This is a genomic window from Enterocloster aldenensis (assembly GCF_003434055.1).
GTDB classification, from domain to species: domain Bacteria; phylum Bacillota; class Clostridia; order Lachnospirales; family Lachnospiraceae; genus Enterocloster; species Enterocloster aldenensis.
The window spans coordinates 1-24,032 of record NZ_QVEX01000006.1; the positions used below are offsets into that span (position 1 = coordinate 1).

Genomic DNA, 24,032 nt, shown 5'->3' on the forward strand with positions numbered 1-24,032 from the left:
AGTGTGCTTTTCAGTACACCCCAACATTCAGTATAGAACCAGTTTTAGAGGCTTTTTAGAGACTTTTTCGGTAAAATTGATATAAATAATCGGCAATATAAGATAAAATAGGGTTTTTAATTTTATCTGAGAGGAGAACAGTATGAATAGGAAAGCAGGTAAGATGTTTTTATTGACAGGGATGCTGTGTATCATAAGCTTCGCAGTATGTGCCTGTGGAAGGGTGGAGGAAGCAGCAAAGGCTCAGGAACCTCAGGCGGTTCAGGGAGCATCAATCCCGGAGGATGATACAGGAGAGGATGGTTTGACTTCGGGACCGGAAGCCATAACAATAGTAACCGGCCCTGGAAGCCAATCAGAGGGCCTGCAATCCAGTGAAAGCAGTGACAAAGTAACAGACAGCGCACAGAAGGAACAGCCAGAAGCACAAGAAATACCTGCAGATTGGGCAGGCAGCATTCCTAACCTGGAAGGGGATATCCTGGTATCACCTGGCAGCGGGGACGATTCGGAGTTTAACAGGATTTCCGTTTCATACGATGAAAATACCCTGTTCGCAATACAAACAATCTACGATGGAGGGGCCAGGTCCGAACTATCAGCAGCAACAGCGGCAGACTTGGCATCAGGTCAGTTCGTTCATGTATGGGGAAGCCCTTCGGGCAGCGGCATGAAAGCAACCCGGATTTGTATCACAAAGGTGATGTAAATCATTTCTGCCCTTTCTTGAGAAGGATGAAATCTTATCAGGAAAGGGCATTTCTAGTGAAACATTTATAATTTCTGCATTCTTTCCACGGAAGATATAAAAATAATAGAAGTAATGGGTCAATAGAATGATGGGAAAGGAAATTACCAGAAAGGGAAGCATCAGTGAAAACATATAAAACGCTTTGGAGGAAAGCATATATACCAGTTTTAATTATTGCTCTGCTTATTCTGGCGGCAATCCTGTATGGAATAAGAAACGGCGGCAGCAGTAATGGCAAAGGCGGCAACATCCTTGCCGGGGCAAGCCCGGATACAAGCGCTTTCCAGATGTATTATTTTGATGGGGTATCGGTTGCGGTCAGGAGGCAGAGGAAAGCGCCCTCTCCCAGATGGATTTTCCTTTTTATGGGTTCTGGATCAGCGATAAGGACGGCTATGATATTTCCGTAACGGCATCCGACGGTATCTGGATTAAGAATGACGGGTCTGTTTGTTATGGGGATACGGAGTTATCTCTTTTGTGGGAACAGATGGAAGGCAATGATGAAGACGATACCCTGAATGTCCTTGATTTTCCCAATGCGGGACATCTGTATTCCTATCACTGTTTCTTCCTCATGAAAGTAGACGAGCAGTCTGCAGAGAACCAGGAGGGTCTGACCATGACAGTCGAGGACATTGGTTTTCAGGATATTGCCCATATCCTTCCGAATGGGATTTCTGGTGGGCCACGGAACGGTAGCGGTAATAGAGGGGGACCTGACCGGGGAACGCTGGGTGGTGAGGTGGTGTTTACAGGAACTCCACAGGAGAGGTCAGAGCGTGCACAGACCATTACGGCAGACTATCTCAGGAAGTCCATTGGATGATGTTCCCCAAAAGCCTTGAAGTATAAAAAACATCCGGTATAATCATATGCAGGTGGTGATAGAGGATGTTTCGGATTGGCGAATTTTCAAAATTGACACAGGTATCTGTCCGGATGCTGCGATATTACGATGAAGCAGGGCTTCTAAAGCCGGCAGAGGTTGACAGGTGGACGGGACACCGTCTGTATTCGGCAAATCAGATACCACGGCTTGACCGAATCCGGTATCTGCGTGACAGCGGCTTTCAGGTTTCTGAAATTGCCCTGGCGCTGGAAATGGATGACCATGCGCTGCTGGCAGCTCTTGATAAAAAATGTCTGGAGATTGAGCAGGCCTTACAAAAAGAGCAGGAAAGGCTGCTGAAAATCGCGGTTGCCAAAGAAGCGATACAGGGAAGTAAAAGCCAGATGCATTACCATATTTCCATAAAATCCATACCGGCCTGCCAGGTACTATCCCTGCGCAGGACAGTACCGGACTATTACTCAGAGGGCGGTTTATGGAAGGAGATTTCTGCTTTTGCAGGAAAAGAGGGGATAGAAATATCCGGTAATACCTTTACCATTTATCATGATACGGAATATCGGGAGCAGGATGTTGACATGGAATTATGCGCCCCTGTAGAGAAAGCGGGTGAAAGCAGAGGGCCGTTTTGTTTTCGCATGACGGAGGCGGTACCGGCCATGGCCAGCACCATGGTATATGGGGATTTTTCAAATATCAAAGAAGCGTATCTGGCTTTTGCCAGATGGCTGCAGACGAACAGCAGTTATCAGATGTCTGCCCTGGTGCGCCAGATTGTACACAGGGGTCCCTGGAATGAAAACGACCCGGCAAAGTATCTGACCGAGCTCCAGATCCCGGTCAAGAATGTACAAAAAGAAAACAGAATGGAGGATACAGATGGACAGTCAGGAAATCATAAAAGAACTTAAGGCAAATGCTTCTGAGAAATATAGGGAGAATGTAATCCGAATGGGGATACCTGCTGGAAACTGTATCGGTGTAGCGACGTCCGTGGTAAGAAGCTTTGCAAAAAAAGTCGGAAAATCGCAGGAACTGGCATTTGAACTGTGGGATACAAAATACCACGAGGCAAGGATGCTGGCTGTTCTGCTGATGGATTCGAAGATAACAACAGAAGTGGAAGCAGAGAGGCTGATTCGTGATGTGATGTCCTGGGATTTATGCGACCATTTGTGTAAAAATTTATTCCTGAAAATGAAGCGCAGGGATACTTTTATTACAGAATGGATGCAGGAACCGCAGCTTTATAAAAAGAGGGCGGCATTTGTACTGATTGCAGCTTCTGTGATACATGATAAGAAACTGGAAAACGACAGGATGGACGGTTATCTGGAGCTGATCATGCGGTATGCGGACGATGAGCGGGAGCATGTGAAGAAAGCTGCCTCCAGTGCACTGAAGGAAATTGGGAAAAAGGATTTCCATTATAATGAAAAAGCCCTTTTACTGGCGAATGAATGGGTGGAAAAAGGAAATAAAGTACAGCGGTGGATTGGAAAGGATGCGTTGAGGGAGCTGGAAACAATGATAAAGGCAGAGGGACGCGGACGTCTGATTACTGCAAATACCAGGATGGGAAAGGAAATAGTAAGGAAATAAACACCAGGAGGTTTAGGATGAATGAGAAATTTTTTGCACTTCCGAAGGAAAGGCAAGAACAGATCATAAATGCGGCATATTTTGGGGGCATGCGGGCAGTCTTTATCATGAGAAAGTAATGAAGTGTCATGCCCAGACCACGGATTTTTTTGAAATTATTTGCCAAAGAGTCCTGGCAGGCTGTCTATTTATGAGGGAGGCCCCGGCAATATACCTGTTTACATTGAGGGCGTTTTTTGAGGAAAATCCTGAAATTAAAGAAGAACTCCGGCACAATGACAGGGCCACATTTATCCATGGAATAGATGATATACTGATTCCGGCAGATATGGACCTGATTCGGCCTGGCATTGATATACAGCTGTTATTAGAGGAAATCAATGGTTATCTTCTTAGCTGTTATTGGAAGATGTTTTCATCTGGCGAACTTGACCCGGATTTTCTGGAAAATGATTTTATGAAGAGAATCTGGCAGTGGAAGAGGGTATATCAGAGAGAGATGATAAGTCCTGTTGGGGAAGCCCCTTCACCAGCTCCATTTTTTGAGGACAAGAATAAAAAGGAGTGAAATTAAATTGAAAATATCAGGGACCAGACTTGGGATGATTTCAATCATAGCAGCCATATGCCTGACGGGATGTACGAAAAATAATGATTTTGCTGATAACTGTGATTTGGAAATAGCAGAGCAGGTAACGGATATTATTCGGGCATCACAAAGAGGCCGTTATGACCTGAAGAATTGCGAGGTTGTCGTTACAGGGGAAAGCAAAGAAGATGGGGATGTAGTCAGGAGAATGACATTTCTGGCAGACTGGAGGCGGATCAGGGAACCAGAGGATGACCCATTGATAAAAGGAATGCTGCAGGCCATGGATGAACTGGAAACAGCTGAGGAGAAAGAGGCAGCAAGGAATATCATAGATGGATATATCGTGGAAATGAATGGTGAGCCGGAATCGGAAAGAATAGAAACAAAGTTCGTTGCAAAAATTTCTCTGGCAAACAAAACCGTGGAGCTTTTTTATCCCTTTGTACAGGCGGGGGAGGAAACCTTGGTTCCATTCCAGGAATATGTGGAAGAAAACTGGCTTGAAAATGCTGAAAAGCGGATGAAGGAGGGACACCAGCGTTTGATTTCTGAGAGCATAAGGATGATTCATACTGAAAAGGGTTTTTATCAGAGACTGAGAAAAATTGAATCTAAAGAGGTCCGCTATGAAAGAGAAATGGGATTTATATGATGTAAATAGAAATAAAACAGGACTTACGTGGATACGGGGAATGGCCATACCCAAGGGATATTATCATCTGGTTGTAAGTGTATGGATACAAAATGACCGTGGAGAGTATCTCCTATCCCGAAGACATCCAAATAAACAGTATCCTCTCTGTTGGGAATGTACGGGTGGTTCCGTCCTGGCAGGAGAAGACAGCCTGATTGGCGCTGTCCGGGAAGTAAAAGAAGAACTGGGGATAATATTGAATCCGGCAAAAGGACGGAGGATTTCTCAAACATGCCGTGAGAAGACTCAGGATTTATACGATGTGTGGGCATTCCATGAAAATATTGATATTTCGGATATCATACTTCAGGAAACTGAAGTTATAGATGTAAAATGGGTGACAAAACGTGGGCTGATCCGTATGGCCCAAAACGGGGAACTGCATCCATTGCTTGATATCGGTAATGTGGTAAATGAAGTTATTTGAACAATATAAACGACCGTTTTCTTTAAGAAGAAAACCAAGCCAAAATAAGAGGTATGAAGGAGCAGCTGATATGATAACGATACGGAATGAAGAAGAACGCGATTACAAGGTTGTTGAGGAGATTACGAGAAAGGCATTTTATAATCTATATATCCCGGGGTGTGCGGAACATTATCTGGTCCACACCATGCGCGGACATGAGGATTTCATACCAGAACTGGACTTTGTGATTGAACTGGACGGCCAGGTCATCGGGAATATTATGTATACAAAAGCCCGGCTGGTTGATGAAGCCGGAACGGAAAAAGAAATCCTTACCTTTGGCCCGGTCAGTATTGATCCTCAGCATCAGAGAAGGGGGTACGGAAAGATGCTGCTTGAGCATTCCTTTGAACAGGCCGTACAGCTTGGCTATGACGTCATTGTCATATTAGGAAGTCCCATGAATTATGTGGGCCGTGGATTTAAAAGCAGCAGGAAATTGAATATCTGTATGGAAAATGGGAAATATCCGGCTGCCATGATGGTGAAGGAGCTGGTTCCCAATCAATTGGACGGCAGAAAATGGTTCTATTATGACAGCCCTGTAATGGCAATCTCTGAGGAAGAAGCGCGGAAATATGATGATACCTTAGAAAAAATGGAAAAGAAACATCAGCCGAGCCAGGAAGAGTTTTATATTATGAGCCATGCGTTTATTGAGTAATAGGAGCAGGTCTATTTAAACGCTGATGGGCGTGTGGATTTTGCTGCGGCACCGGCAGTTTTAGGCGGGTCCCCGCATATTCCTGCTGCGGTTGCTGCGGATACCCGATATTTTCAATCCTTTGATGGGTTCATGGCATCTTCGCAGCATACGTTTCAACAAAACATTCAAGGTGCGTTGTAAAAAGAACTGCCACTTTTTCTTTTTCTTCTTTTCCTGATGCAGCGTCCGACATGCTCAATAATAAATAAAACGGAGCAAAAAACTCAACCGCCATTTGTCTGGGGCTGCCTTCCAGCCAGGTTCCCGACAGCATCATTTCCCGGAACAGATCTTCAATATAGTTGACTGGCCCGCTGGCCAGAACCTTTTGATACAAATTTGCCATTTCAGGGTTTCTATACTGTTCCAGGGTCAGCATCCTGCGGAAATTGCAGGCGGTTTCATCTTCCGTCCAGTAAGAAAACTGGGCTTTCATATAAGCCATAACGCTCTCAACTGTAGTGTTACGGAAAGGCTGCGGCATTTTATCAAAATCATCCTCTGGCATCCCCGTTTTTTTGGAACGCTCCATATCCAGCCGGCATACATGATTCAGAATACTGTCGAAAATATCCCGTTTATTTTTGTAATGTTTGTACAGTGCACCTTTTGTCATTCCCAGTTCACCGGCTATCCTGCTGACAGAAACAGCTTCATAGCCGTCTTTGGCAAACAAACGGAGTGCTGTCATCATAATCTTTTCCTTTGTATCAGACATTCCTATGCCTCCTTCTGAGTGAACGATTGTTCACTTCCTTTATTATATAAAGAGAGGACCATCCTTGTCAAGGAGAACTCAGAAAGAGCTGCAATTATTTTTCATGGAAATTTTTCTTGACACGGACACCGTGTCGTGCTTTATACTGAATCGAAAGGAAGGTGTGAACAATATGGATCAAATGCAGACAATCGGCACAGTATCAAAAAATCTAGGTATTTCAAGCCGTATGCTCCGCTATTATGAGCAGATAGGCTTGATAGGGAGCCGGCGCGTGGAGGATTACGCTTACAGGGTTTATGATGAAGAGGCAATACGGAGGCTTCGCCAAATCATTATACTGCGGAAGCTTCGGGTACCAGTAAAGCAGATCCGGGAGATATTCGGCAATAGCAGCGCATTGGGGGTTATTGACGTATTTGAGCAGAATATCCGGGAACTTGACGGGCAGATGACAGCGTTATCAACGGTTAAATCCATACTCAGCCGTCTTGTCCGGGAACTTCAGGAAAAAGCAAATCTTAATCTGCAGCTGGATTATCTTGGAGACAGCTCGGTTTTTGCGGTTGTGGACAGCATTTCCTTTCCCAAAAACATATTACAGGAGGAAACGTCAATGGAAGACCTTAACAAAGCAAATGAGACGCTGCAAAAGCTGGAGGACAAAGACGTGCGGATTATTTACCTTCCGCCAATGACCGTAGCAGCAGCCCGCTTTTCGGGAAAAGCCGAATACGGCGTGGGGCCGGAAGCAACCGGTATGATTGAGAAATTTGTATACGGAACAGAGCTGCTGAAAATGAAACCCGATGCCAGAGGGATGGGATTTGACTGTTCCAGGGCAGATTTAAGAGTGGAAGTTGGGGCAACCCCAACCGCATATGAAGCATGGGTATCAATCCCTGAGGATATGGAAGTCCCGCCGCCCCTGGTAAAGAAAACGTTCAGCGGCGGGATGTATGCCGCCCATGTACTGAGGGACTGGAATTTTCAGGATTGGGGTCTGCTCCAGGAGTGGGTCAGTAAAAGCGGGAGATATGAAGAGGCCGATGGGCCGTGCTTTGAGGAGATATTAAATTATTACAACCTTATGAATAATGGCGCAAAGATGGAAGATACACAGATTGACCTGCTGCTGCCGATTAAGGAAATGATAAAGTAGAGGATGAAGCAATGAGTACAATGCCACGCCATGAGGGCGGGGGAACAGAACCTATATATAACCCTTTCTTGCTAAAATTCCGGGATAACAACAAACATATTTAGGGATTGTAAAGTATCATATGCAAAATAGCCGTTTCCTTCCCGATATTCCTATAGGAATGATTGCTATCTGCCTTAATTCCAGATAGTAGACCGCAAATCTGCGGTTTTTATTATCCGGAAAGATAGAGTAGTTTTTCACCTTCCCTCCATCTTCAAGCAGTGGTTGTACATTTGATGTATTTACAATCTCTCATATGGACTTTTCGGGCGGACCGTCAGGGCGTCAAAAGGAACCTTCATGCCATTTGAGAGTTTCCAAAGTGTAGATATCGTTGGATTTTCCTCCCCACGCTCAATCTGAGCAAGCATGCTCTTGCTGACACCGCTTAACTTTGACAGCTCATCCATACTAAGTTTGCTTTCTTCCCGTAGTCTCCGAATATTCTTAGCAACAATCATATTCATGGAATCCATGAAATTCACTTCATTTCTATTATGATTTGTAAAGAGGAGAGTGGCTAAAAATGGTTCCCAAAATCTCCCGAAAGTGAAGATTATTATGCAGATATCTGGGGCTGCCTATATGCTTTATCTTGCGTGGAAGGTATGGAAAAGTCCGGTTGCCCCGGAAGCTGACAGCGGCGAAGCGGCCAGTTTTCTTTCGGGTATGGTATTGCAATTTGCCAACCCAAAGATTTTTTATTGTGCCATTGCATTATTTCAATAAAACCAATCCTGCGGATTGTTCCGGCATCAGGTGCTCTATGATTTCCAGGCAGTTCATGATAGGCGCTTGGATTATCCTTCCCTTTAACGAAGGAACAGTATGGAGATAATATGGATGTGCACCTTAAACTTTATTACGGTCCGGATGATGTTCTGCCAAATAGTGTTGCTTAATACCGTGAAATGCCTTATAATTATGCATTGTGGCATATTGTTTTATCCTGCGTTATAGGGTTTGGATAAAAAAGGAGCAACAAGAAGCAGATAAGGACGTGAATCCGGGCTCTTTTTGCTTCAGAGTCCCTTGCTGCAAGTAAAAAATACGGTGCAATCAGCACGAAAAATAAGGAAAAACCATGAGAAAACCAGCTTTAAATGATGAAATATTACTAAGTATCCAACAGCCCGCCCGCTACATCGGGGGCGAGGTCAACATGGTAAAAAAGGACCCATCCAAGGTAGATATCCGTTTTGCCATGTGCTTCCCGGACGTGTACGAAATCGGCATGTCCCATCTGGGCATCCAGATCCTGTACTCCATGTTCAACCAGAGGGAGGACATATACTGTGAACGCGTATACTCCCCATGGACGGATTTGGATCCCGTACTCAGGGAGAAGAAAATCCCGCTGTTTACCCTGGAGACCCAGGATCCTGTGAAGGATTTTGATTTCCTGGGAATCACCCTGCAGTATGAGATGTGCTACACCAACGTGCTCCAGATACTGGATCTGTCCCAGATTCCCCTTCACGCATGTGACAGGACAGAGGAGCATCCCATCGTAATAGGCGGAGGACCATGCGCCTACAATCCGGAGCCATTGGCTGAATTCTTTGACATATTCTATATCGGCGAAGGGGAAACCGTTTATTTTGAGTTGATGGACCGGTACAAGGAAAATAAGAAAAGAGGCGGGAACCGACACGGTTTCCTGGAGCTGGCAGCAGAGATACCCGGTATCTATGTGCCGGCATTTTATGATGTTTCCTACAAGGAAGACGGGACCATTGAAAGCTTCCGGCCCAATAACAGCCATGCCATGCCGGTGGTGACAAAACAGGTTGTAAGCAATATGGATGACGTGGGTTATATAGAAAAACCGCTGGTGCCTTTTATCAAGGTGACTCAGGACAGGGTGGTCCTGGAGATACAGAGGGGCTGCATCCGGGGCTGCCGGTTCTGCCAGGCCGGGGATGTGTACAGGCCCTTGAGGGAGCACAGCCTGGAATACCTGAAGCATTATGCCTATGACATGCTAAAGAACACAGGGCATGAGGAAATATCCCTAAGTTCCTTAAGTTCCAGCGATTACAGCCAGCTGGAAGGACTGGTGAATTTCCTGATTGATGAGTTTAAGGGAAAGGGGGTCAATATCTCCCTGCCATCCCTGAGGATTGACGCGTTTTCCCTGGATGTCATGAGTAAGGTGCAGGATATTAAGAAGAGCAGCCTGACCTTTGCGCCTGAGGCAGGTTCGCAGCGCTTAAGGGATGTAATCAACAAGGGCCTGACCGAGGAGGTAATCCTTAAGGGGGCCAGGGACGCCTTTGAGGCCGGCTGGAACCGGGTGAAGCTGTATTTCATGCTGGGCCTTCCAACGGAAACCGTACAGGACATGGAAGGAATTGCCCTGCTGTCCGAGAAAATAGCAGAAGAGTATTATGAGATACCAAAGGACCGGAGAAACGGAAAGGTGCAAATCGTGGCCAGCTCCTCTTTCTTTGTGCCCAAGCCGTTCACACCCTTCCAGTGGGCCAGGATGTGCACCAAGGAGGAGTTTATTGAACGTGCGAACATTGTCCGCGGCAAGTTCCGGGAAATGAAGAATTTCAAGAGCCTAAAGTACAACTGGCATGAGGCGGAGCTGACTGTCCTGGAAGGCGTGCTGGCCAGAGGCGACAGGCGTGTGGGCGCTGTGATTGAAGAGGCTTACCGCTCGGGCGCCATCTATGATTCCTGGTCAGAATATTTTAACAATGATGTCTGGATGAAGGCCTTTGAGACCTGCGGAGTGGATATGGACTTCTATACAACCAGACAGCGCAGCCTGGACGAAGTGTTCCCCTGGGATTTCATTGATGCGGGAGTGACCAAGGAGTTCCTGATACGGGAGTGGAATTGTGCGGTCAATGAACAGGTAACGCCTAACTGCAGGCAGCGGTGTTCCGGATGCGGGGCAAAATCATTTGGCAGCGGTGTCTGTTATGAAATGGTAAAGGGATAATATATGAAAATTCGGATTAAATTTAAAAAACACGGTACAATGAAATTTATCGGCCATCTGGATGTGATGCGGTATTTCCAGAAGGCCATCCGCCGTTCAGGGGTGGATATCTGTTACAGCGGCGGGTTCAGCCCCCATCAGGTCATGTCATTTGCAGCCCCCCTGGGCGTGGGGATTACCAGCAATGGGGAATATGTGGACATAGAAGTACTGGGCACAGAGGATTCCAGGTCCATGGTCCGGCGCCTGAACCAGGTCATGTCGGAAGGGTTTGAGATTGTCAGTTACCGGGAGTTGCCTGATACGGCAGGCAATGCCATGTCCATTGTGGCTGCTGCCGACTACAGGGTTGCCTTCCGCCCTGGCTATGAGCCGGAGGGGATGACCCAGGAGGAGTGGTTTGAGGGCCTGGTGGGGTTCTATGGACAGCCTCAGGTCATTGTTACCAAGAAGACCAAACGGGGACAGGCTGAGCTGGATATAAAACCCCTGGTATATGAGCTTCGCGCCGCCAGGTGGGAGGAACCGGGCCAGGAGGAGCTGTCCGCACAAGACCCGTCCCAGCCGGAAAAAACAGCCGGCCGGGAAGAAGGCCGGCCGGCCCTTTTCATGAAAATATCCACCGGCAGCTCCTCCAATATAAAGCCCGACCTGGTGCTGGATGCATATTATGCCCATCTGGGCCAGGAACGGCCGGATTTCGCCTTTCTGGTGCAGCGGGAAGAGGTATATGCCGACATGGCTTCTGATGCACAGAAGGAAACGGGCAGCCATGAGTTTGTATCACTGGAACAGTTGGGGCAGGAAATATTGTAATGGACAGGCTGATTGTAACAAAATTAAATGACAGGATATGTACGGCAGCTGTTTCCGGCAGCCGTATTACCCAGCTTATGATGGAGCCGGAGGATTCCTCCTCCCTGTTAAATGACATATATATCGGTAAGGTCCAGAAGGTGGTTGGCAATATCAATGCTGCCTTTGTGGACATAGGCGGCGGCAGGACAGGCTACTACAGCCTGGATGAAAACAAGGAGCATCTGTTTGTCTCCCCCACTTCCGGGAAGCTGAAAGCCGGGGATGAGATCGTGGTCCAGGTAAGCCGGGACGCGGTAAAGACAAAGGCGCCGGTCCTGACCGGAAAGCTTGCATTTACCGGCAGGTACTGTGTGCTTACCGTTGGCAGGACGGGTGTGGGCTTTTCCAATAAGATAGGAGACAATCAATATAAGGCAAGGGTCAGGAGTCTGTTAAATGAGGCCATGGCAGAAGACGGGGGAGGCTTTGGCATTATCGTGCGTACCAACGGGGCCGGGGTAGCGGACGGGGTAATCCTGCAGGAATACAGGCAGCTGAAGGAGATTTATTTCAAACTGACAAAAGAAGCGTCCTGCCGTACCTGCTACAGCTGTATTTACAGGGACCTGCCAGGATATATCGCGGCCATCAGGGACTCCTACAGCGGCACCCTGGATGGAATCGTGACAGACATACCCTCCTATTATGAAGAACTTAAGGATTATCTGGGGAAATACCAGTCAGAGGACGCGGATAAGCTGACCCTGTATGTGGATAAGCTGCTTCCCCTGTCCAAGCTTTACAGCCTGGATTCCGCCCTGGAGCACGCCCTTAACAAGCATGTATGGCTGAAGTCCGGAGGGTATCTGGTCATTGAGCCCACGGAAGCCATGGTTGTCATTGATGTGAATACAGGCAAATACTCAGGCAAAAAAAAGATGCAGGAAACCATATGCAGGATCAATATGGAAGCTGCAGATGAAATCGGCCGTCAGCTCAGGCTTCGGAACCTGTCTGGAATCATACTCATTGATTTTATCGACATGGAGCGGGAAGAGGACAGGGATATGCTGATGCGCCATCTGGGAGAAGTTGTTTCAAAAGACCCGGTCAAGACCACGGTGGTTGATATGACCAGGCTCAACCTGGTTGAGGTTACCAGGAAAAAAGTGAGGAAGCCGCTTTACGAACAGATTTAAACATAAAATATCACACAAAGGAGCAAAAGGGGTAGGAAGATGAAAATTATAATCGTTGGATGCGGCAAGGTGGGAACCACCCTGGCTGAACAGCTGAACAGGGAACAGCATGATATTACGCTGATTGATTCAGATGCTGAAGCGCTGCAGGCAGTGGCCGACAGCATCGATGTCATGTGTGTCACGGGAAATGGCGCCGTGTATCAGGTACAGATGGAGGCCGGGATTAAAGAGGCAGACCTTCTGATAGCAACCACCAACTCGGACGAACTGAACATGCTTTGCTGCCTGATTGCCAAGAAGGCGGGAAACTGCCATACCATTGCCCGTATCCGCAACCCTGAGTATTCGGCTGAAATCAGTTATATACGCGAGGAGCTGAACCTGTCCCTGGCCATTAACCCGGAACTGGCTGCTGCCAGGGAAATCGCCAGGCTGCTGCGTTTTCCAAGCGCAATCAAGATTGAGCCCTTTGCCAAGGGCAGGATCGAACTGCTGAAATTCCAGATTCCCCAGGGGTCCATCCTGGACAGGATGAAAATAATGGAGGTGGTCAGCCGGTTAAAGAGCAATGTGCTGATCTGTGCTGTGGAGCGGGGCAGCGAGGTGGTGATACCGGACGGTAATTTCGTGATGCTGGGCGGGGATAAAATCTCATTCATTGCGCCCCACGCTGATTCGGCTGAGTTCTTTCACAAGGCGGGGATTGAGAATAATACGGTTAACACCGCCATGTTTGTGGGCGGAGGAAGGCTGACCGTCTATCTTGCAAAGGCGCTGGCCGGGGCCAAGATAAAGATGAAGATCATTGAACGGGATGAGGAGCGGTGCAGGCTGCTCAGCGAACTGCTTCCTGAGGCCATGATCATCCACGGCGATGGTTCTGACCAGCAGCTCCTTCTGGAGGAGGGCATCCGCCAGACCGAGGCATTTGCATCCCTGACCGGCTTTGACGAGGAGAATATCATGCTTTCCCTGTACGCGGCCAGCCAGTCAAAGGCCAAGCTGATTACGAAAGTAAACAAGATTGCCTTTGAGAATGTCATTAATTCCCTGAACCTGGGAAGTGTGATTTATCCCAAGATGCTTACTGCGGACATCATACTTCAATATGTGCGCGCCATGCAGAATTCAATGGGAAGCAATATTGAGACCTTATACAAAATCGTTGCGGACAAGGCCGAGGCCCTGGAGTTCAGGGTAAGGGAGACATCACCGGTTGTGGGGATTGCGCTGGAGAATCTGAGGACCAAGGACAATCTTCTGGTTGCATGCATCAACCGGAACGGTAAATTCATCACGCCCCGGGGCAAGGACACCATCCAGGTGGGGGATACGGTCATCATTGTAACCACACACACAGGGCTTAACGATTTAAAGGATATCCTGAAGTAAAGGCGGGCTGGAAATGAATCGGAATATTATTATATATATGCTGGGCTGGATCATGAATATTGAGGCCCTGTTTATGATGCTGCCTGTCCTGACAGCTGCTGTTTATAAGGAAAACATAGGTTTTATCTATCTGGGGGTGGCGGTTGTCTGCGGACTGTTAGGCGTTGCCTGTACCAGGAAAAAACCAAAGACAAAGATGTTCTTTGCAAGGGAAGGGTTTGTGACCGTATCCCTGGGCTGGATTGTATTGAGCTTTTTTGGCTGTATGCCATTTGTCATCAGCGGGGAGATACCGCATATCATCGACGCCATGTTTGAGATTGTCTCCGGCTTTACCACCACCGGGTCCAGTATCATCCCCAAGGTGGAGGATCTGTCCAAGGCATCCCTGATGTGGAGAAGCTTCTCCCACTGGATCGGAGGCATGGGAATCCTGGTATTCATCCTTGCCATCCTTCCCATGGCAGGCGATTACAACATGCATATCATGCGTGCGGAGAGCCCGGGTCCTTCTGTGGGAAAGCTGGTGCCAAAGATAAGGATTACGGCAAAGCTTCTGTACACCATTTATTTCTGCATGACGATTGTGATGATGATCCTGCTCCTGATTGGGAAAATGCCTCTGTTTGACAGCATCTGCATGAGCTTTGGCGCTGCCGGTACAGGAGGCTTTGCCTGCCGTAATTCAGGCCAGGCCGATTATACCGTGTACCAGCAGGGGGTCATTACCGTATTCATGCTGCTGTTCGGCGTGAACTTTAACGTGTATTATCTCATGCTCATACGTAAACCCAAGGATGCGTTCCGGTGTGAGGAACTGAGAGGATATCTGGCCATTGTGGTGATTGCCATCCTTCTTATCACCATTAATATCCGCTCCCTTTTCCCAAGCCTGTTCATGGCCTTCCACCAGGCGGCCTTCCAGGTCTCCTCAATCATCACCACCACGGGATATTCCACCATTGACTATAATGTGTGGCCGGAATTTTCCAAGAGCATACTGCTGCTTATCATGTTCATCGGCGCCTGTGCCGGAAGTACGGGCGGCGGCATGAAGGTATCCCGTATCATGATTGCTTTTAAGGAAATAAAAAAGGAAATGGCATCCGTCATCCATCCGCGCAGCATAAAGGTGCTGAAATATGAAGGAAAGCCCCTGGAACACAATACGCTGCGTTCCCTTAATGCCTATATCATTGTTTATTTCATGATATTTGCAGTTTCCACACTGGTCATCAGCCTGGACAATTTTGATTTCATGACGTCCTTTTCAGCCGTGGCTGCCAATTTGAACAACATCGGGCCGGGCATGTCCGTGGTAGGTCCGGCGTCCAACTATTCCATGATGTCCTACCTGAGCAAGACCGTCCTGATTTTTGATATGCTGGCGGGAAGGCTGGAGCTGTTCCCCATGCTGGTCCTTCTGTCACCGGGAACCTGGAAGCGCAGCTGATATTGCGGGGATTGGCGGCATTTTGGGATTACATGTAATCGTGAAATGTAACTAGCTATAAAATAGCTGAAAAATAGTGGAAATTCCTGTTGACATCAGAAGATGGAAATGCTATTATAATCAAGTATGCCGCACAGCGAGGTCCTAAGATACTGCCCATTTGTCCGATGGCAGAAAAGCAGTAACACCGAAGCTGGCGAGTAATGATTATAGGAGGTGCCTTTCATGTACGCGATTATTGCAACAGGCGGAAAGCAGTACAAGGTAGCAGAAGGCGATGTCATTAAGGTAGAGAGACTGGGCGCAGGCGCAGGCGAGACCGTAACATTTGACCAGGTGCTGGTTGTTAACAACGGCGAGCTGCAGATTGGATGCCCAACCGTATCCGGAGCAACTGTTACAGCAACAGTTGAGAAGGAAGGTAAGGCTAAGAAAGTTATCGTTTACAAGTATAAGAGGAAAACTGGCTATCATAAGAAGAACGGCCACAGACAGCTTTATACCCAGGTTAAGATTGACAAGATTAACGCTTAATTGTAAATGATATGATTAAAGCAACCGTATTAAAAGATTCCACAGATTCAGGCAATGTCATCTACAGGGGAATCGTGATGGAGGGACATGCCGGTTATGCGCAGGAAGGTGAGGATATCATCTGTGCCGCGGTATCTGCATTATCCCTGAACTTTTTTAACTCGGTGGAGACATTTACGGAAGATGAATTTGAAGGCAGGGCAGGACAGGAGGACGTACAGTTTGAATTCCGCTTTACTTCAGATATAAGTCCTGAGTCGCAGCTCCTTATGAATTCTCTTGTTCTGGGATTACGGAATATTGAGAAGGATTACGGGAAATCATATATTAATGTCAAGTATAAGGAGGTGTAACACATGTTAAAGATGAACCTTCAATTATTCGCTCATAAGAAAGGTGTTGGTTCTACCAAGAACGGTAGAGACTCTGAGTCCCAGAGACTTGGCGCCAAGAGGGCTGACGGACAGTTCGTACTGGCAGGCAACATCCTGTACAGGCAGCGCGGGACCCATATCCATCCTGGCAACAACGTGGGCAGGGGTAAGGATGATACCTTATTTGCTTTAGTAGACGGAGTTGTTAAGTTTGAGAGGAAGGGCAGAGACAGGAAGCAGGTTTCTGTATATCCAAGGGCAATCAACGAATAATTTCGAAGGGCTCCATACTTGGCGTATGGGGCTCTTTTTTCTTCAACAGGAATATCCTGTTGGGGACAACACCACAGGAGGTGCTATGTATGTTTGCCGATAGTGCAAAAATATTTATTAAATCCGGCAAGGGCGGAGACGGCCATGTGTCATTCAGGCGGGAACTTTACGTCCCCAACGGCGGTCCTGACGGAGGAGACGGGGGACGTGGCGGAGATGTTATTTTTCAGGTGGACAAAGGTAAGAATACGCTGGTGGATTTCCGCCATATCCGCAAATACATTGCCAAGGACGGAGAACAGGGCGGCAAGAAACGCTGCCATGGAGCGGACGCGGAGGACCTGATCGTAAAGGTGCCTGAGGGTACTGTGATTAAGGATTTCGAATCCGGCAAGGTCATTGCCGACATGTCGGGGGATAACCAGCGGGAGGTGATTCTCCGGGGCGGCAAGGGCGGCCTTGGGAATATGCATTTTGCAACATCGACCATGCAGGTACCCAAATATGCCCAGCCAGGGCAGCCGGGGGCTGAACTGTTTGTGCAGTTAGAGCTTAAGGTGATTGCGGATGTGGGGCTGGTAGGATTTCCCAATGTTGGAAAGTCCACCCTGTTGTCTGTTGTGAGCAATGCAAAGCCTGAAATTGCAAATTACCATTTTACCACCCTGAATCCCCATTTGGGCGTGGTAGACCTGGGGGACGGCGCCGGTTTTGTCATGGCTGATATACCGGGCCTTATAGAGGGCGCATCCGAAGGCGTGGGTCTGGGACATGCGTTCCTTAAGCACATTGAGCGCACCAAGGTGCTGGTCCATGTGGTGGACGCTGCTTCCGTGGAAGGCCGTGACCCGCTGGAGGATATACGGACCATTAACAAAGAACTGGAGGCGTATAACCCGGAACTGTTAAAGCGTCCCCAGGTCATTGCCGCCAACAAGATGGATGCCGTGTATTCAGAGGATGATTCCAATCATATATTGGATACCCTGCGGGCTGAATTTGAACCCAGGGGCATCCGGGTATTTGCCATATCAGCTGTCAGCAGGCAGGGGGTAAAGGAACTGCTTTACCATGTCAATGACCTGTTAAAGACAGTGGATGATACAACTATTGTATTTGAAAAGGAATTCGAGATTGAGTACCAGGGCGACTGGAACCTTCCCTATACTGTTTCCAAGGAAAAAGAAGGGCTTTATGTGGTGGAAGGGCCGAGAATCGAGAAGATGCTGGGATACACCAATCTGGATTCTGAGAAAGGGTTTGATTTCTTCCAGAAATTCCTAAAGAACACGGGAATCCTTAAGGAATTGGAAGAGGCAGGTATCAAAGAAGGGGATACGGTCCGCATATATGGACTGGAGTTTGATTATTATAAGTAAAAGGAGTTAATATGACGAGTAAGCAGAGAGCCTATCTCAAAGGCCTGGCCATGAACATTGTTCCTGTGTTCCAGATTGGGAAATCCAGCCTTACGCCTGAGATCACACAGGCAGTGGACGAAGCCCTGGAAGCCAGGGAGCTGATAAAAATCACGGTTCTTAAGAACTGTCTGGACGATGGCAGGTCCATTGCCGAGGTATTGGCGGAGCGCACCCATTCACAGGTTGTGCAGGTGATTGGCAGGAAGATTGTCCTTTACCGTCCGGCAAAGGATGAGACAAAACGTAAAATCGTGCTGCCTGAAAAATAAGGGAGAGGGATTTCTATGGCAAGGATAGGAATTCTGGGCGGGACATTTGACCCCATACACAACGGTCATCTGGCACTTGGAAAACAGGCATATGAGGAATTCGGACTGGAACGTATCTGGTTCATGCCTTCCGGGACACCGCCCCACAAAAAGGATCATAGGATTACAGAGGGGAAGATGCGCCGGGACATGGTCATGCTGGCAATCGCGGATATCCCCTGTTTTCTGTATTCGGATTTTGAAATGGAGCGGGAGGGCAATACCTATACGGCCCAGACCCTCACACTCCTGAAAGAGGAACGCAGTGAGGACGGGTTCTATTTTATAATAGGCGCTGATTCATTGTATGAAATCGAACACTGGTATCATCCGGAGCAGGTAATGGGACAGGCCGTGCTTCTGGTGGCCGGGAGGGCATACAAAAAAAGACAGAGGACCATGGAGGAGCAGATTGCCTACCTTTCCCATAAGTACGGCGCTGTGATTTACCCAATCCACTGTCCGCAGATGGATGTGTCATCTGAGGGAATCAGGTCCGCGGTGGCGGCGGGGCTCCCAATCAGCGGTCTGGTGCCGGAGCCGGTGGAGGAATACATCAGGTCCCATGGATTGTATACCCATCCTGTGCAGTAAGGCAGGCATAAGGATGGGTAAGGAGGATTATATGGAAACACAATGCAGCCAGGTCATGATGTTGAGGAAAAATCTCAAATCAAAACTGGACCCTATGCGCTATGAACATTCACTGAGTGTGTCATTTACCTGTATGAACCTGGCCATGCGCTATGGTTATGATATGGATAAGGCGGAACTGGCCGGTCTGATGCATGATTGTGGGAAACGTTATTCCGATGATATAATATTGAAGAAATGCCTGAAACACGGGATTGAAGTGACAGAGGACGAGTTAAAGGCCTTGCCGGTGCTTCATGCAAAGTACGGCGCCTGGCTGGCAGAGCATAAGTATCAGATAAGGGACCAGGAAATCCTGGATGCCATTGGCTGCCATACAACCGGTAAAACTGATATGACTACCCTGGACAAAATCCTCTATATAGCGGATTATATCGAGCCAAGGCGTTATAAGGCGGAAAATCTTCCAATCATACGGAAAATGGCATTTGAGGACCTGGATGGCACCATGTACGCCATCCTGTCCGGAACCCTGGAATATCTGGATAAAAAGGGCGGAAACATTGATCCTATGACCGTAGAAGCATATGAATATTTTAAGAGGCTGAAAGGAGACAGCAATGAACTCAAAGGAAATGGTTAAACTGGCATATAAGGCCCTGAGCGATAAAAAGGGGGAGGATATTAAAATCATTGATATCCAGTCCGTATCGGTCCTGGCTGATTACTTCATCATTGCCCATGGAAGCAACCCCAACCAGGTGCAGGCCATGGCGGATAACGTGGAAGAAATCCTGGGCAAAGAGGGCTGTGAGTGCAAACAGATTGAGGGCTACCAGAATGCAAACTGGATTCTCATGGATTATAAGGATGTGATTGTCCATATCTTCTGTAAGGAAGACAGGCTCTTCTATGATCTGGAACGGATCTGGAGGGACGGGAAGACGTTTGTGGATGTTGAGGAACTGTAATTAAGAAGTTGGAGTGACGCAAGGGAAGAGGGAGGCTGAGGGAGAGCGCAGACCGTTGGGCCCTGGTTCCTGGTTTCCGCGGTGGGCCGGACTAAGGGGGCAGGATGCAAAAACAGAAGGTTCGCCGCCAATTACGGCGCAGGCTTGATGCCTGCCCCTCCATGGGCGGCCGGATTTGGGCGTGGAGCGCTCCAAATCCGCCTTCTGTTTTTGCATCCCGCCCCCTAAGTCCGGCCGAACCGCTCCAAATGTCACCAGGGCCCAACGGTCTGCGCCCTCCCTCAGCCTCCCTCTTCCCTTGCTGTGTATTGGCGGCAGCTGGGATATGGGTTTTGTATCCCGTTTCCATATAGTTCATGGACGATTTGGCTTGAGTGAAGGCAGATGGCTGTGGGGATGCAGGATTCTGCTTTTTTGTTATATGCTGTTATTTTTGTTATATGCTGTTATGAAGGATAGTCGCGATAGGGCTGAAAAAGGAGAAAGAGGGTTGCAGGAATGCAGCCCTCTTTTAAAATATAAATTATTAAATCTGAATCATTACATCATACGTATAAGACCGATTACTTTGCCCAGAATCTCCACATGGTCCGTGATGATGGGGTCCATGGCTTCGTTCTCGGGCTGCAGGCGGTAGTGGCCTTTTTCTTTGTAAAAACGCTTTATGGTAGCGGAGTCATCTATCATTGCCACCACTATCTCACCGTTCAGTGCGGTGGGGCGCTGTTCCACGATGACCTGGTCACCGGGCAGGATGCCGGCTCCGATCATGCTCTCCCCCTTTACCTTTAGCATGAAGGTCTCGGCGTTGGGAAGTATCTCTGCCGGGAATGGGAAATAGTCTTCAATGCGTTCCTCGGCCAGGATCGGTTCCCCGGCAGCCACCGTACCGATCAGAGGGATGTTGACCATCTCCCTGCGGTTGAAATTGAAGGTGTCATCCAGGATCTCAATGGTCCTTGGTTTGGTTGGGTCGCGCCGTATGAAGCCTTTCTCCTCCAGTGCTGAGAGGTGGGAGTGCACGGAAGATGTGGACTTTAAATGGACTGCTTCGCAGATCTCACGTACAGCGGGCGGATACCCCTTCTTAAGTATTGTTTCTTTTATGTATTCTAATATCTCCTGCTGTTTAGAAGTAATTTTATCCTGAGCCATATTCAACCTCCTGCATTTTCTATTCTTATAGTAACATATGTTCGGGTAAAATGCAAACCTTTGTTCGCTTTTTTGCCGGAAACCCATTGACAAACATGTGTTCTGGTGCTATATTATATACATACAAAAGAACACACGTTCTGCACTGCGCGCATAACGGAACCGCCTTGGGGAGGTTGCATATGAGAAAGTTAATGGTTAAGTTAGTGGCTGCCTGTTTTACCGTACTGTTATTTGTCACCATTTTCATGGGGCGTACTATGTTTACCTCCATGGCAAAAGAGGAAAGTGCGGCCACGCCATACTATAAGAGTGTCCGGATACAGGAAGGGGACAGTCTGTGGGAGCTTGCCAATCAGTATAAGGATGGAAGTTCCATGAGCACCCATGAATATGTGGACCAGCTCAGACAGATGAACAGTCTTAAGAAAGATACCATCCATGCGGGCCAGTACCTGACCGTTGTTTATTATAAGTAGATAGTGATGCTTTTTTATATCATATAATCATGTAATCATGGGGATTGTGTCATTCCCTGCGGACAGAAGTGCATAGGAGCACATGTATGTCTTGCAGGGAATTTTTGTTTTCTTGTCTCCCTGTGATGTGTTTGGCAATCCGTTCCCGCCGTCTACACGCCCCGAATCTCCCACAAAGCGGGACGTACGGCGGACGGAAAGCAATTTTCAAACACACCCTAAGGTCTGAATGGCAAGGATGGTTCATAGAATGATACAATGCGGCCGGGCCTTCCGGGATGGGCGGTTACATTTGCATATAATTTTCTGGAGTTTTTTGTGCGTTTATAACAAAATTTCAATTGAAAGTTAAAATTGTATAAAGAAGGAAACAGGCTGCAGTTGAAAATAGCACAAATATGTGTTGAAATTTAATGTATTCTTGTTGAATATTAATTTCCATAACTTTAATATTATTAATTTATAAATAATATGTATTTGAAATTATAAAATACAGTGACTATAATAGGGCAATGCATAAGAGATGAGAAAGGGGGTTGGAAGATATGAGTGATTTAGTAGGATCATTGATGGAGGAGCTTAACTGCAATGTGGTGTTTACCATACCGCTGTTTGGCGGCATACCCATACTTGAGTCGGTCGTGGTCACATGGATCATCATGGCGGTCCTTATGGCGGCATCCCTGCTTCTGGTCCATGGCCTGAAGGTCAGACAGATTAACAATAAGCAGGCGGCGCTGGAAAGCGGCATATCCTTTATTTATGACTTCTTCGAAGGACTGCTGGGCAAGGATGGGAAGGATTACATACCATACCTGATCACAGTGGTGCTTTACATCGGGATAGCCAATATGATTGGGCTGTTTGGGTTTAAGTCGCCTACTAAGGATTTGAATGTGACTGCATCCCTGGCTGTTATGAGCATTGTGCTTGTGGAGACAGCGGGAATACGCAAGAAAGGCGTCAAGGGCTGGATTAAAAGCTTTGCGGAGCCCATTCCCATCATAGCCCCTATCAATGTGCTGGAACTGTTCATCAGGCCGCTGTCGCTGTGTATGCGGTTGTTCGGCAATGTGCTGGGGGCCATTGTGGTCATGGCGCTTATCAAGCATCTGGTGCCTTTGGTGGTGCCTCTGCCGTTTAGTTTTTACTTTGATATATTTGATGGGGTAATACAGGCTTATGTATTTGTATTCCTCACGTCACTATATATAAAAGAGGCAATTGAAGACTGATGGCTTCAAACCGAATGAAAATTTTATGAGAAAAAGGAGAATTTTATTATGACAAGTTTAATCGCTATAGGTGCAGGAGTTGCAGTTCTTACAGGTATTGGTGCAGGTATCGGTATCGGCATGGCCACATCCAAGGCAGTGGATGCCATTGCAAGGCAGCCTGAGGCAGACGGCAAGATCACAAAAGCCCTGCTGTTAGGATGTGCGCTTGCCGAGGCAACTGCCATTTACGGATTTGTAATCGGTCTTTTAATCATTCTGTTCTTAAAATAATTGTTAGCGGGAAGGCGTTTGAATATGTTAAATCTAAACATTTGGAACATTGCCTGTACGGTCATTAACCTTCTGGTGCTCTACATATTCATGAAGCACTTCCTTGTTGCACCGGTGCGCAGGATACTGGATGAAAGGAAGCAGATGATTGAACGTGACCTGGATGATGCCAAGGATACAAGGACCCAGGCAGAGCAGCTAAAGGAAGAGTATGAAGCATCCATGGGCAATGCGGATCAGGAAGCGTCAAAAATCATAGAGGATGCCAGGGCAAGGGCCGGAGAGGAATACAACAGGATCCTTGAGCAGGCAAAGAAGGATGCTGCAAAGAAGATGGAAGAGGCAGACAGGACCATTGCGCTGGAGCGGGAGAAAGCCATGAGTGACCTTCAGGCCGGTGTTGCCGGGCTGGCCATGACGGCTGCTGCCAAACTCCTCAGCGAGCAGGCCGGGCCTGACAGGGACAGGAACCTATATAACTCATTTTTAGCAGGATCAGGTGACAGTAATGACTGAGAAGGCCAGGACATATGCCATTGTATTATATGAATTGGGAATCCCGGGACAGATGGTCGAGGGTGCGGTCAGTATATTCAAGGAAAGCCCGCAGCTTGTCAGGACCTTAAAAAGCCCGGTGGTTCCGGTTAAGAATAAGCATGCCATCCTGGGGAAGATATTCAGGGAACCGGAATTTTCCGGACTCATGGTGAACTTCTTAAAAAAGGCTTGCGATGCGGGGTGCATCGGGCAGATGGAAGATATTGCAGATGCATGGCGGTCATATTCCCTTGGGAAAGAGGGAATCATGGAGGCGGAACTTCATTATGTGACCATGCCGGGTGCGGCCCAGATTGCAGGAATGAAGCAGTTCCTATGCAGGATATACCATAAAAAGGATATCACCCTTAAACTGGTGATGCAGCCTGACCTGATAGGCGGATTCGTCTTAAAGGCAGGGGATATAGAATATGATTACAGCCTGAAGGGGCAGCTGTCAAAGCTGCGCCGGGCTGTGGTAAGATAGGAGT

General features: G+C 47.7%; 31 protein-coding genes and 1 pseudogene. 29 read left to right on the forward strand and 3 right to left on the reverse strand.

Annotated features, from left to right (window positions below; translation table 11 throughout):
* The first annotated feature begins 142 nt into the window (after nucleotides 1-142).
* From DWX59_RS13410 to DWX59_RS13450, 9 genes are all read left to right on the forward strand, one after another.
* Entirely contained in the window at nucleotides 143-709 is a 567-nt protein-coding gene (locus DWX59_RS13410) for a hypothetical protein (RefSeq protein ID WP_117559749.1), read from the forward strand.
* 164 nt (nucleotides 710-873) lie between these two features.
* Nucleotides 874-1,161 (forward strand): hypothetical protein, encoded by a 288-nt coding sequence (locus tag DWX59_RS29290; RefSeq protein ID WP_227116128.1) that lies wholly within the window; start codon nucleotides 874-876, stop codon nucleotides 1,159-1,161.
* A complete protein-coding gene (locus DWX59_RS29295) occupies nucleotides 1,101-1,580 on the forward strand; it encodes a hypothetical protein (protein ID WP_227116127.1) in 480 nt (159 codons plus the stop codon). Before DWX59_RS29290 ends, DWX59_RS29295 begins: the two co-directional genes overlap by 61 nt.
* A 65-nt stretch (nucleotides 1,581-1,645) precedes the next feature.
* Nucleotides 1,646-2,515 carry a MerR family transcriptional regulator gene (locus tag DWX59_RS13425; protein ID WP_117559750.1) on the forward strand — a complete coding sequence of 290 codons (870 nt, stop codon included), beginning with the start codon at nucleotides 1,646-1,648 and terminating at the stop codon, nucleotides 2,513-2,515.
* The gene (locus DWX59_RS13430; RefSeq protein ID WP_117559751.1) at nucleotides 2,484-3,206 is read left to right on the forward strand and encodes a DNA alkylation repair protein; all 723 of its coding nucleotides are present in this window, start codon (nucleotides 2,484-2,486) and stop codon (nucleotides 3,204-3,206) included. Before DWX59_RS13425 ends, DWX59_RS13430 begins: the two co-directional genes overlap by 32 nt.
* Before the next feature lie 190 nt (nucleotides 3,207-3,396).
* Complete coding sequence (locus tag DWX59_RS13435; protein WP_147325810.1) at nucleotides 3,397-3,774, forward strand: hypothetical protein; 378 nt, start codon at nucleotides 3,397-3,399, stop codon at nucleotides 3,772-3,774.
* Nucleotides 3,749-4,450, forward strand: a complete 702-nt coding sequence (locus DWX59_RS13440) for a hypothetical protein (protein WP_147325812.1) — start codon at nucleotides 3,749-3,751, stop codon at nucleotides 4,448-4,450. Before DWX59_RS13435 ends, DWX59_RS13440 begins: the two co-directional genes overlap by 26 nt.
* Nucleotides 4,425-4,919 carry an NUDIX hydrolase gene (locus DWX59_RS13445; protein ID WP_117559754.1) on the forward strand — a complete coding sequence of 165 codons (495 nt, stop codon included), beginning with the start codon at nucleotides 4,425-4,427 and terminating at the stop codon, nucleotides 4,917-4,919. The genes DWX59_RS13440 and DWX59_RS13445 overlap by 26 nt, the downstream gene beginning before the upstream one ends.
* Before the next feature lie 70 nt (nucleotides 4,920-4,989).
* Nucleotides 4,990-5,625, forward strand: coding sequence for a GNAT family N-acetyltransferase (locus DWX59_RS13450; RefSeq protein ID WP_117559755.1), 636 nt, complete (start codon nucleotides 4,990-4,992; stop codon nucleotides 5,623-5,625).
* 130 nt (nucleotides 5,626-5,755) lie between these two features.
* Here DWX59_RS13450 and DWX59_RS13455 read toward each other — a convergent pair whose 3' ends face one another.
* The gene (locus DWX59_RS13455; RefSeq protein ID WP_117559756.1) at nucleotides 5,756-6,385 is read right to left on the reverse strand and encodes a TetR/AcrR family transcriptional regulator; all 630 of its coding nucleotides are present in this window, start codon (nucleotides 6,383-6,385) and stop codon (nucleotides 5,756-5,758) included.
* Between the two features lie 172 nt (nucleotides 6,386-6,557).
* Between DWX59_RS13455 and DWX59_RS13460 the strand changes: the two genes are divergently transcribed.
* Nucleotides 6,558-7,547, forward strand: a complete 990-nt coding sequence (locus DWX59_RS13460; RefSeq protein WP_117560041.1) for an effector binding domain-containing protein — start codon at nucleotides 6,558-6,560, stop codon at nucleotides 7,545-7,547.
* Between the two features lie 100 nt (nucleotides 7,548-7,647).
* Here DWX59_RS13460 and DWX59_RS13465 read toward each other — a convergent pair.
* A pseudogene (locus DWX59_RS13465) lies at nucleotides 7,648-8,065 on the reverse strand (helix-turn-helix domain-containing protein).
* Nucleotides 8,066-8,105: 40 nt separating this feature from the next.
* On the opposite strand from DWX59_RS13465, the gene DWX59_RS13470 reads away from it, so the two are divergent.
* From DWX59_RS13470 to rsfS, 14 genes are all read left to right on the forward strand, one after another.
* A complete protein-coding gene (locus DWX59_RS13470) occupies nucleotides 8,106-8,318 on the forward strand; it encodes a LysE family transporter (protein WP_319638800.1) in 213 nt (70 codons plus the stop codon).
* Between the two features lie 355 nt (nucleotides 8,319-8,673).
* Entirely contained in the window at nucleotides 8,674-10,542 is a 1,869-nt protein-coding gene (locus DWX59_RS13475; protein WP_117559757.1) for a TIGR03960 family B12-binding radical SAM protein, read from the forward strand.
* A gap of 3 nt (nucleotides 10,543-10,545) precedes the next feature.
* Complete coding sequence (locus DWX59_RS13480; protein WP_117559758.1) at nucleotides 10,546-11,358, forward strand: TIGR03936 family radical SAM-associated protein; 813 nt, start codon at nucleotides 10,546-10,548, stop codon at nucleotides 11,356-11,358.
* Nucleotides 11,358-12,539 (forward strand): ribonuclease E/G, encoded by a 1,182-nt coding sequence (locus DWX59_RS13485; RefSeq protein WP_117559759.1) that lies wholly within the window; start codon nucleotides 11,358-11,360, stop codon nucleotides 12,537-12,539. Before DWX59_RS13480 ends, DWX59_RS13485 begins: the two co-directional genes overlap by 1 nt.
* 39 nt (nucleotides 12,540-12,578) lie before the next feature.
* Nucleotides 12,579-13,934 (forward strand): Trk system potassium transporter TrkA, encoded by a 1,356-nt coding sequence (gene trkA, locus DWX59_RS13490; protein WP_117559760.1) that lies wholly within the window; start codon nucleotides 12,579-12,581, stop codon nucleotides 13,932-13,934.
* 13 nt (nucleotides 13,935-13,947) lie between these two features.
* On the forward strand, nucleotides 13,948-15,387 hold the full coding sequence (locus DWX59_RS13495; RefSeq protein ID WP_117559761.1) for a TrkH family potassium uptake protein: 1,440 nt from the start codon (nucleotides 13,948-13,950) through the stop codon (nucleotides 15,385-15,387).
* A gap of 225 nt (nucleotides 15,388-15,612) precedes the next feature.
* On the forward strand, nucleotides 15,613-15,921 hold the full coding sequence (gene rplU / locus DWX59_RS13500) for a 50S ribosomal protein L21 (protein ID WP_007864499.1): 309 nt from the start codon (nucleotides 15,613-15,615) through the stop codon (nucleotides 15,919-15,921).
* Between the two features lie 11 nt (nucleotides 15,922-15,932).
* Nucleotides 15,933-16,274 (forward strand): ribosomal-processing cysteine protease Prp, encoded by a 342-nt coding sequence (locus DWX59_RS13505; protein WP_117559762.1) that lies wholly within the window; start codon nucleotides 15,933-15,935, stop codon nucleotides 16,272-16,274.
* Between the two features lie 3 nt (nucleotides 16,275-16,277).
* Nucleotides 16,278-16,568 (forward strand): 50S ribosomal protein L27, encoded by a 291-nt coding sequence (gene rpmA, locus DWX59_RS13510; RefSeq protein WP_117559763.1) that lies wholly within the window; start codon nucleotides 16,278-16,280, stop codon nucleotides 16,566-16,568.
* An 89-nt stretch (nucleotides 16,569-16,657) separates the two neighbouring features.
* On the forward strand, nucleotides 16,658-17,947 hold the full coding sequence (gene obgE / locus DWX59_RS13515; RefSeq protein WP_117559764.1) for a GTPase ObgE: 1,290 nt from the start codon (nucleotides 16,658-16,660) through the stop codon (nucleotides 17,945-17,947).
* 11 nt (nucleotides 17,948-17,958) lie between these two features.
* Complete coding sequence (gene yhbY / locus DWX59_RS13520) at nucleotides 17,959-18,258, forward strand: ribosome assembly RNA-binding protein YhbY (protein ID WP_007864524.1); 300 nt, start codon at nucleotides 17,959-17,961, stop codon at nucleotides 18,256-18,258.
* Between the two features lie 15 nt (nucleotides 18,259-18,273).
* Complete coding sequence (nadD, locus tag DWX59_RS13525; protein ID WP_117559765.1) at nucleotides 18,274-18,891, forward strand: nicotinate-nucleotide adenylyltransferase; 618 nt, start codon at nucleotides 18,274-18,276, stop codon at nucleotides 18,889-18,891.
* A 31-nt stretch (nucleotides 18,892-18,922) separates the two neighbouring features.
* On the forward strand, nucleotides 18,923-19,534 hold the full coding sequence (yqeK, locus tag DWX59_RS13530; protein WP_117560043.1) for a bis(5'-nucleosyl)-tetraphosphatase (symmetrical) YqeK: 612 nt from the start codon (nucleotides 18,923-18,925) through the stop codon (nucleotides 19,532-19,534).
* Nucleotides 19,512-19,862 (forward strand): ribosome silencing factor, encoded by a 351-nt coding sequence (gene rsfS / locus DWX59_RS13535; RefSeq protein ID WP_117559766.1) that lies wholly within the window; start codon nucleotides 19,512-19,514, stop codon nucleotides 19,860-19,862. The genes yqeK and rsfS overlap by 23 nt, the downstream gene beginning before the upstream one ends.
* 540 nt (nucleotides 19,863-20,402) lie before the next feature.
* On the opposite strand, the gene lexA is transcribed toward rsfS, so the two are convergent.
* A complete protein-coding gene (lexA, locus tag DWX59_RS13540; RefSeq protein ID WP_117559767.1) occupies nucleotides 20,403-21,017 on the reverse strand; it encodes a transcriptional repressor LexA in 615 nt (204 codons plus the stop codon).
* A gap of 182 nt (nucleotides 21,018-21,199) precedes the next feature.
* On the opposite strand from lexA, the gene yneA reads away from it, so the two are divergent.
* From yneA to atpH, 5 genes are all read left to right on the forward strand, one after another.
* Nucleotides 21,200-21,496 carry a cell division suppressor protein YneA gene (yneA, locus tag DWX59_RS13545; RefSeq protein WP_117559768.1) on the forward strand — a complete coding sequence of 99 codons (297 nt, stop codon included), beginning with the start codon at nucleotides 21,200-21,202 and terminating at the stop codon, nucleotides 21,494-21,496.
* Between the two features lie 545 nt (nucleotides 21,497-22,041).
* Nucleotides 22,042-22,731, forward strand: coding sequence for a F0F1 ATP synthase subunit A (locus DWX59_RS13550; RefSeq protein WP_117559769.1), 690 nt, complete (start codon nucleotides 22,042-22,044; stop codon nucleotides 22,729-22,731).
* A gap of 48 nt (nucleotides 22,732-22,779) precedes the next feature.
* On the forward strand, nucleotides 22,780-23,004 hold the full coding sequence (atpE, locus tag DWX59_RS13555; protein WP_008725639.1) for an ATP synthase F0 subunit C: 225 nt from the start codon (nucleotides 22,780-22,782) through the stop codon (nucleotides 23,002-23,004).
* Nucleotides 23,005-23,028: 24 nt separating this feature from the next.
* Nucleotides 23,029-23,520: a F0F1 ATP synthase subunit B gene (gene atpF, locus DWX59_RS13560; RefSeq protein ID WP_117559770.1), complete on the forward strand. Its 492-nt coding sequence runs from the start codon at nucleotides 23,029-23,031 to the stop codon at nucleotides 23,518-23,520.
* Nucleotides 23,513-24,028 carry an ATP synthase F1 subunit delta gene (atpH, locus tag DWX59_RS13565; protein ID WP_117559771.1) on the forward strand — a complete coding sequence of 172 codons (516 nt, stop codon included), beginning with the start codon at nucleotides 23,513-23,515 and terminating at the stop codon, nucleotides 24,026-24,028. Before atpF ends, atpH begins: the two co-directional genes overlap by 8 nt.
* Nucleotides 24,029-24,032 lie beyond the last annotated feature (4 nt).

Coding starts and splice junctions, on each gene's coding strand:
- DWX59_RS13410 (WP_117559749.1), top strand. CDS start 143: ATGAATAGGAAAGCAGGTAAGATGTTTTTATTGACAGGGATGCTGTGT.
- nadD (WP_117559765.1), top strand. CDS start 18,274: ATGGCAAGGATAGGAATTCTGGGCGGGACATTTGACCCCATACACAAC.
- DWX59_RS13430 (WP_117559751.1), top strand. CDS start 2,484: ATGGACAGTCAGGAAATCATAAAAGAACTTAAGGCAAATGCTTCTGAG.
- DWX59_RS13455 (WP_117559756.1), bottom strand. CDS start 6,385: ATGTCTGATACAAAGGAAAAGATTATGATGACAGCACTCCGTTTGTTT.
- trkA (WP_117559760.1), top strand. CDS start 12,579: ATGAAAATTATAATCGTTGGATGCGGCAAGGTGGGAACCACCCTGGCT.
- DWX59_RS13425 (WP_117559750.1), top strand. CDS start 1,646: ATGTTTCGGATTGGCGAATTTTCAAAATTGACACAGGTATCTGTCCGG.
- DWX59_RS13435 (WP_147325810.1), top strand. CDS start 3,397: ATGAGGGAGGCCCCGGCAATATACCTGTTTACATTGAGGGCGTTTTTT.
- atpF (WP_117559770.1), top strand. CDS start 23,029: ATGTTAAATCTAAACATTTGGAACATTGCCTGTACGGTCATTAACCTT.
- DWX59_RS13460 (WP_117560041.1), top strand. CDS start 6,558: ATGGATCAAATGCAGACAATCGGCACAGTATCAAAAAATCTAGGTATT.
- DWX59_RS13495 (WP_117559761.1), top strand. CDS start 13,948: ATGAATCGGAATATTATTATATATATGCTGGGCTGGATCATGAATATT.
- DWX59_RS13505 (WP_117559762.1), top strand. CDS start 15,933: ATGATTAAAGCAACCGTATTAAAAGATTCCACAGATTCAGGCAATGTC.
- DWX59_RS13480 (WP_117559758.1), top strand. CDS start 10,546: ATGAAAATTCGGATTAAATTTAAAAAACACGGTACAATGAAATTTATC.
- DWX59_RS13450 (WP_117559755.1), top strand. CDS start 4,990: ATGATAACGATACGGAATGAAGAAGAACGCGATTACAAGGTTGTTGAG.
- atpE (WP_008725639.1), top strand. CDS start 22,780: ATGACAAGTTTAATCGCTATAGGTGCAGGAGTTGCAGTTCTTACAGGT.
- yhbY (WP_007864524.1), top strand. CDS start 17,959: ATGACGAGTAAGCAGAGAGCCTATCTCAAAGGCCTGGCCATGAACATT.
- lexA (WP_117559767.1), bottom strand. CDS start 21,017: ATGGCTCAGGATAAAATTACTTCTAAACAGCAGGAGATATTAGAATAC.
- yneA (WP_117559768.1), top strand. CDS start 21,200: ATGAGAAAGTTAATGGTTAAGTTAGTGGCTGCCTGTTTTACCGTACTG.
- DWX59_RS13445 (WP_117559754.1), top strand. CDS start 4,425: ATGAAAGAGAAATGGGATTTATATGATGTAAATAGAAATAAAACAGGA.
- DWX59_RS29295 (WP_227116127.1), top strand. CDS start 1,101: ATGGATTTTCCTTTTTATGGGTTCTGGATCAGCGATAAGGACGGCTAT.
- atpH (WP_117559771.1), top strand. CDS start 23,513: ATGACTGAGAAGGCCAGGACATATGCCATTGTATTATATGAATTGGGA.
- yqeK (WP_117560043.1), top strand. CDS start 18,923: ATGGAAACACAATGCAGCCAGGTCATGATGTTGAGGAAAAATCTCAAA.
- obgE (WP_117559764.1), top strand. CDS start 16,658: ATGTTTGCCGATAGTGCAAAAATATTTATTAAATCCGGCAAGGGCGGA.
- DWX59_RS13550 (WP_117559769.1), top strand. CDS start 22,042: ATGAGTGATTTAGTAGGATCATTGATGGAGGAGCTTAACTGCAATGTG.
- rplU (WP_007864499.1), top strand. CDS start 15,613: ATGTACGCGATTATTGCAACAGGCGGAAAGCAGTACAAGGTAGCAGAA.
- rpmA (WP_117559763.1), top strand. CDS start 16,278: ATGTTAAAGATGAACCTTCAATTATTCGCTCATAAGAAAGGTGTTGGT.
- rsfS (WP_117559766.1), top strand. CDS start 19,512: ATGAACTCAAAGGAAATGGTTAAACTGGCATATAAGGCCCTGAGCGAT.
- DWX59_RS13475 (WP_117559757.1), top strand. CDS start 8,674: ATGAGAAAACCAGCTTTAAATGATGAAATATTACTAAGTATCCAACAG.
- DWX59_RS13485 (WP_117559759.1), top strand. CDS start 11,358: ATGGACAGGCTGATTGTAACAAAATTAAATGACAGGATATGTACGGCA.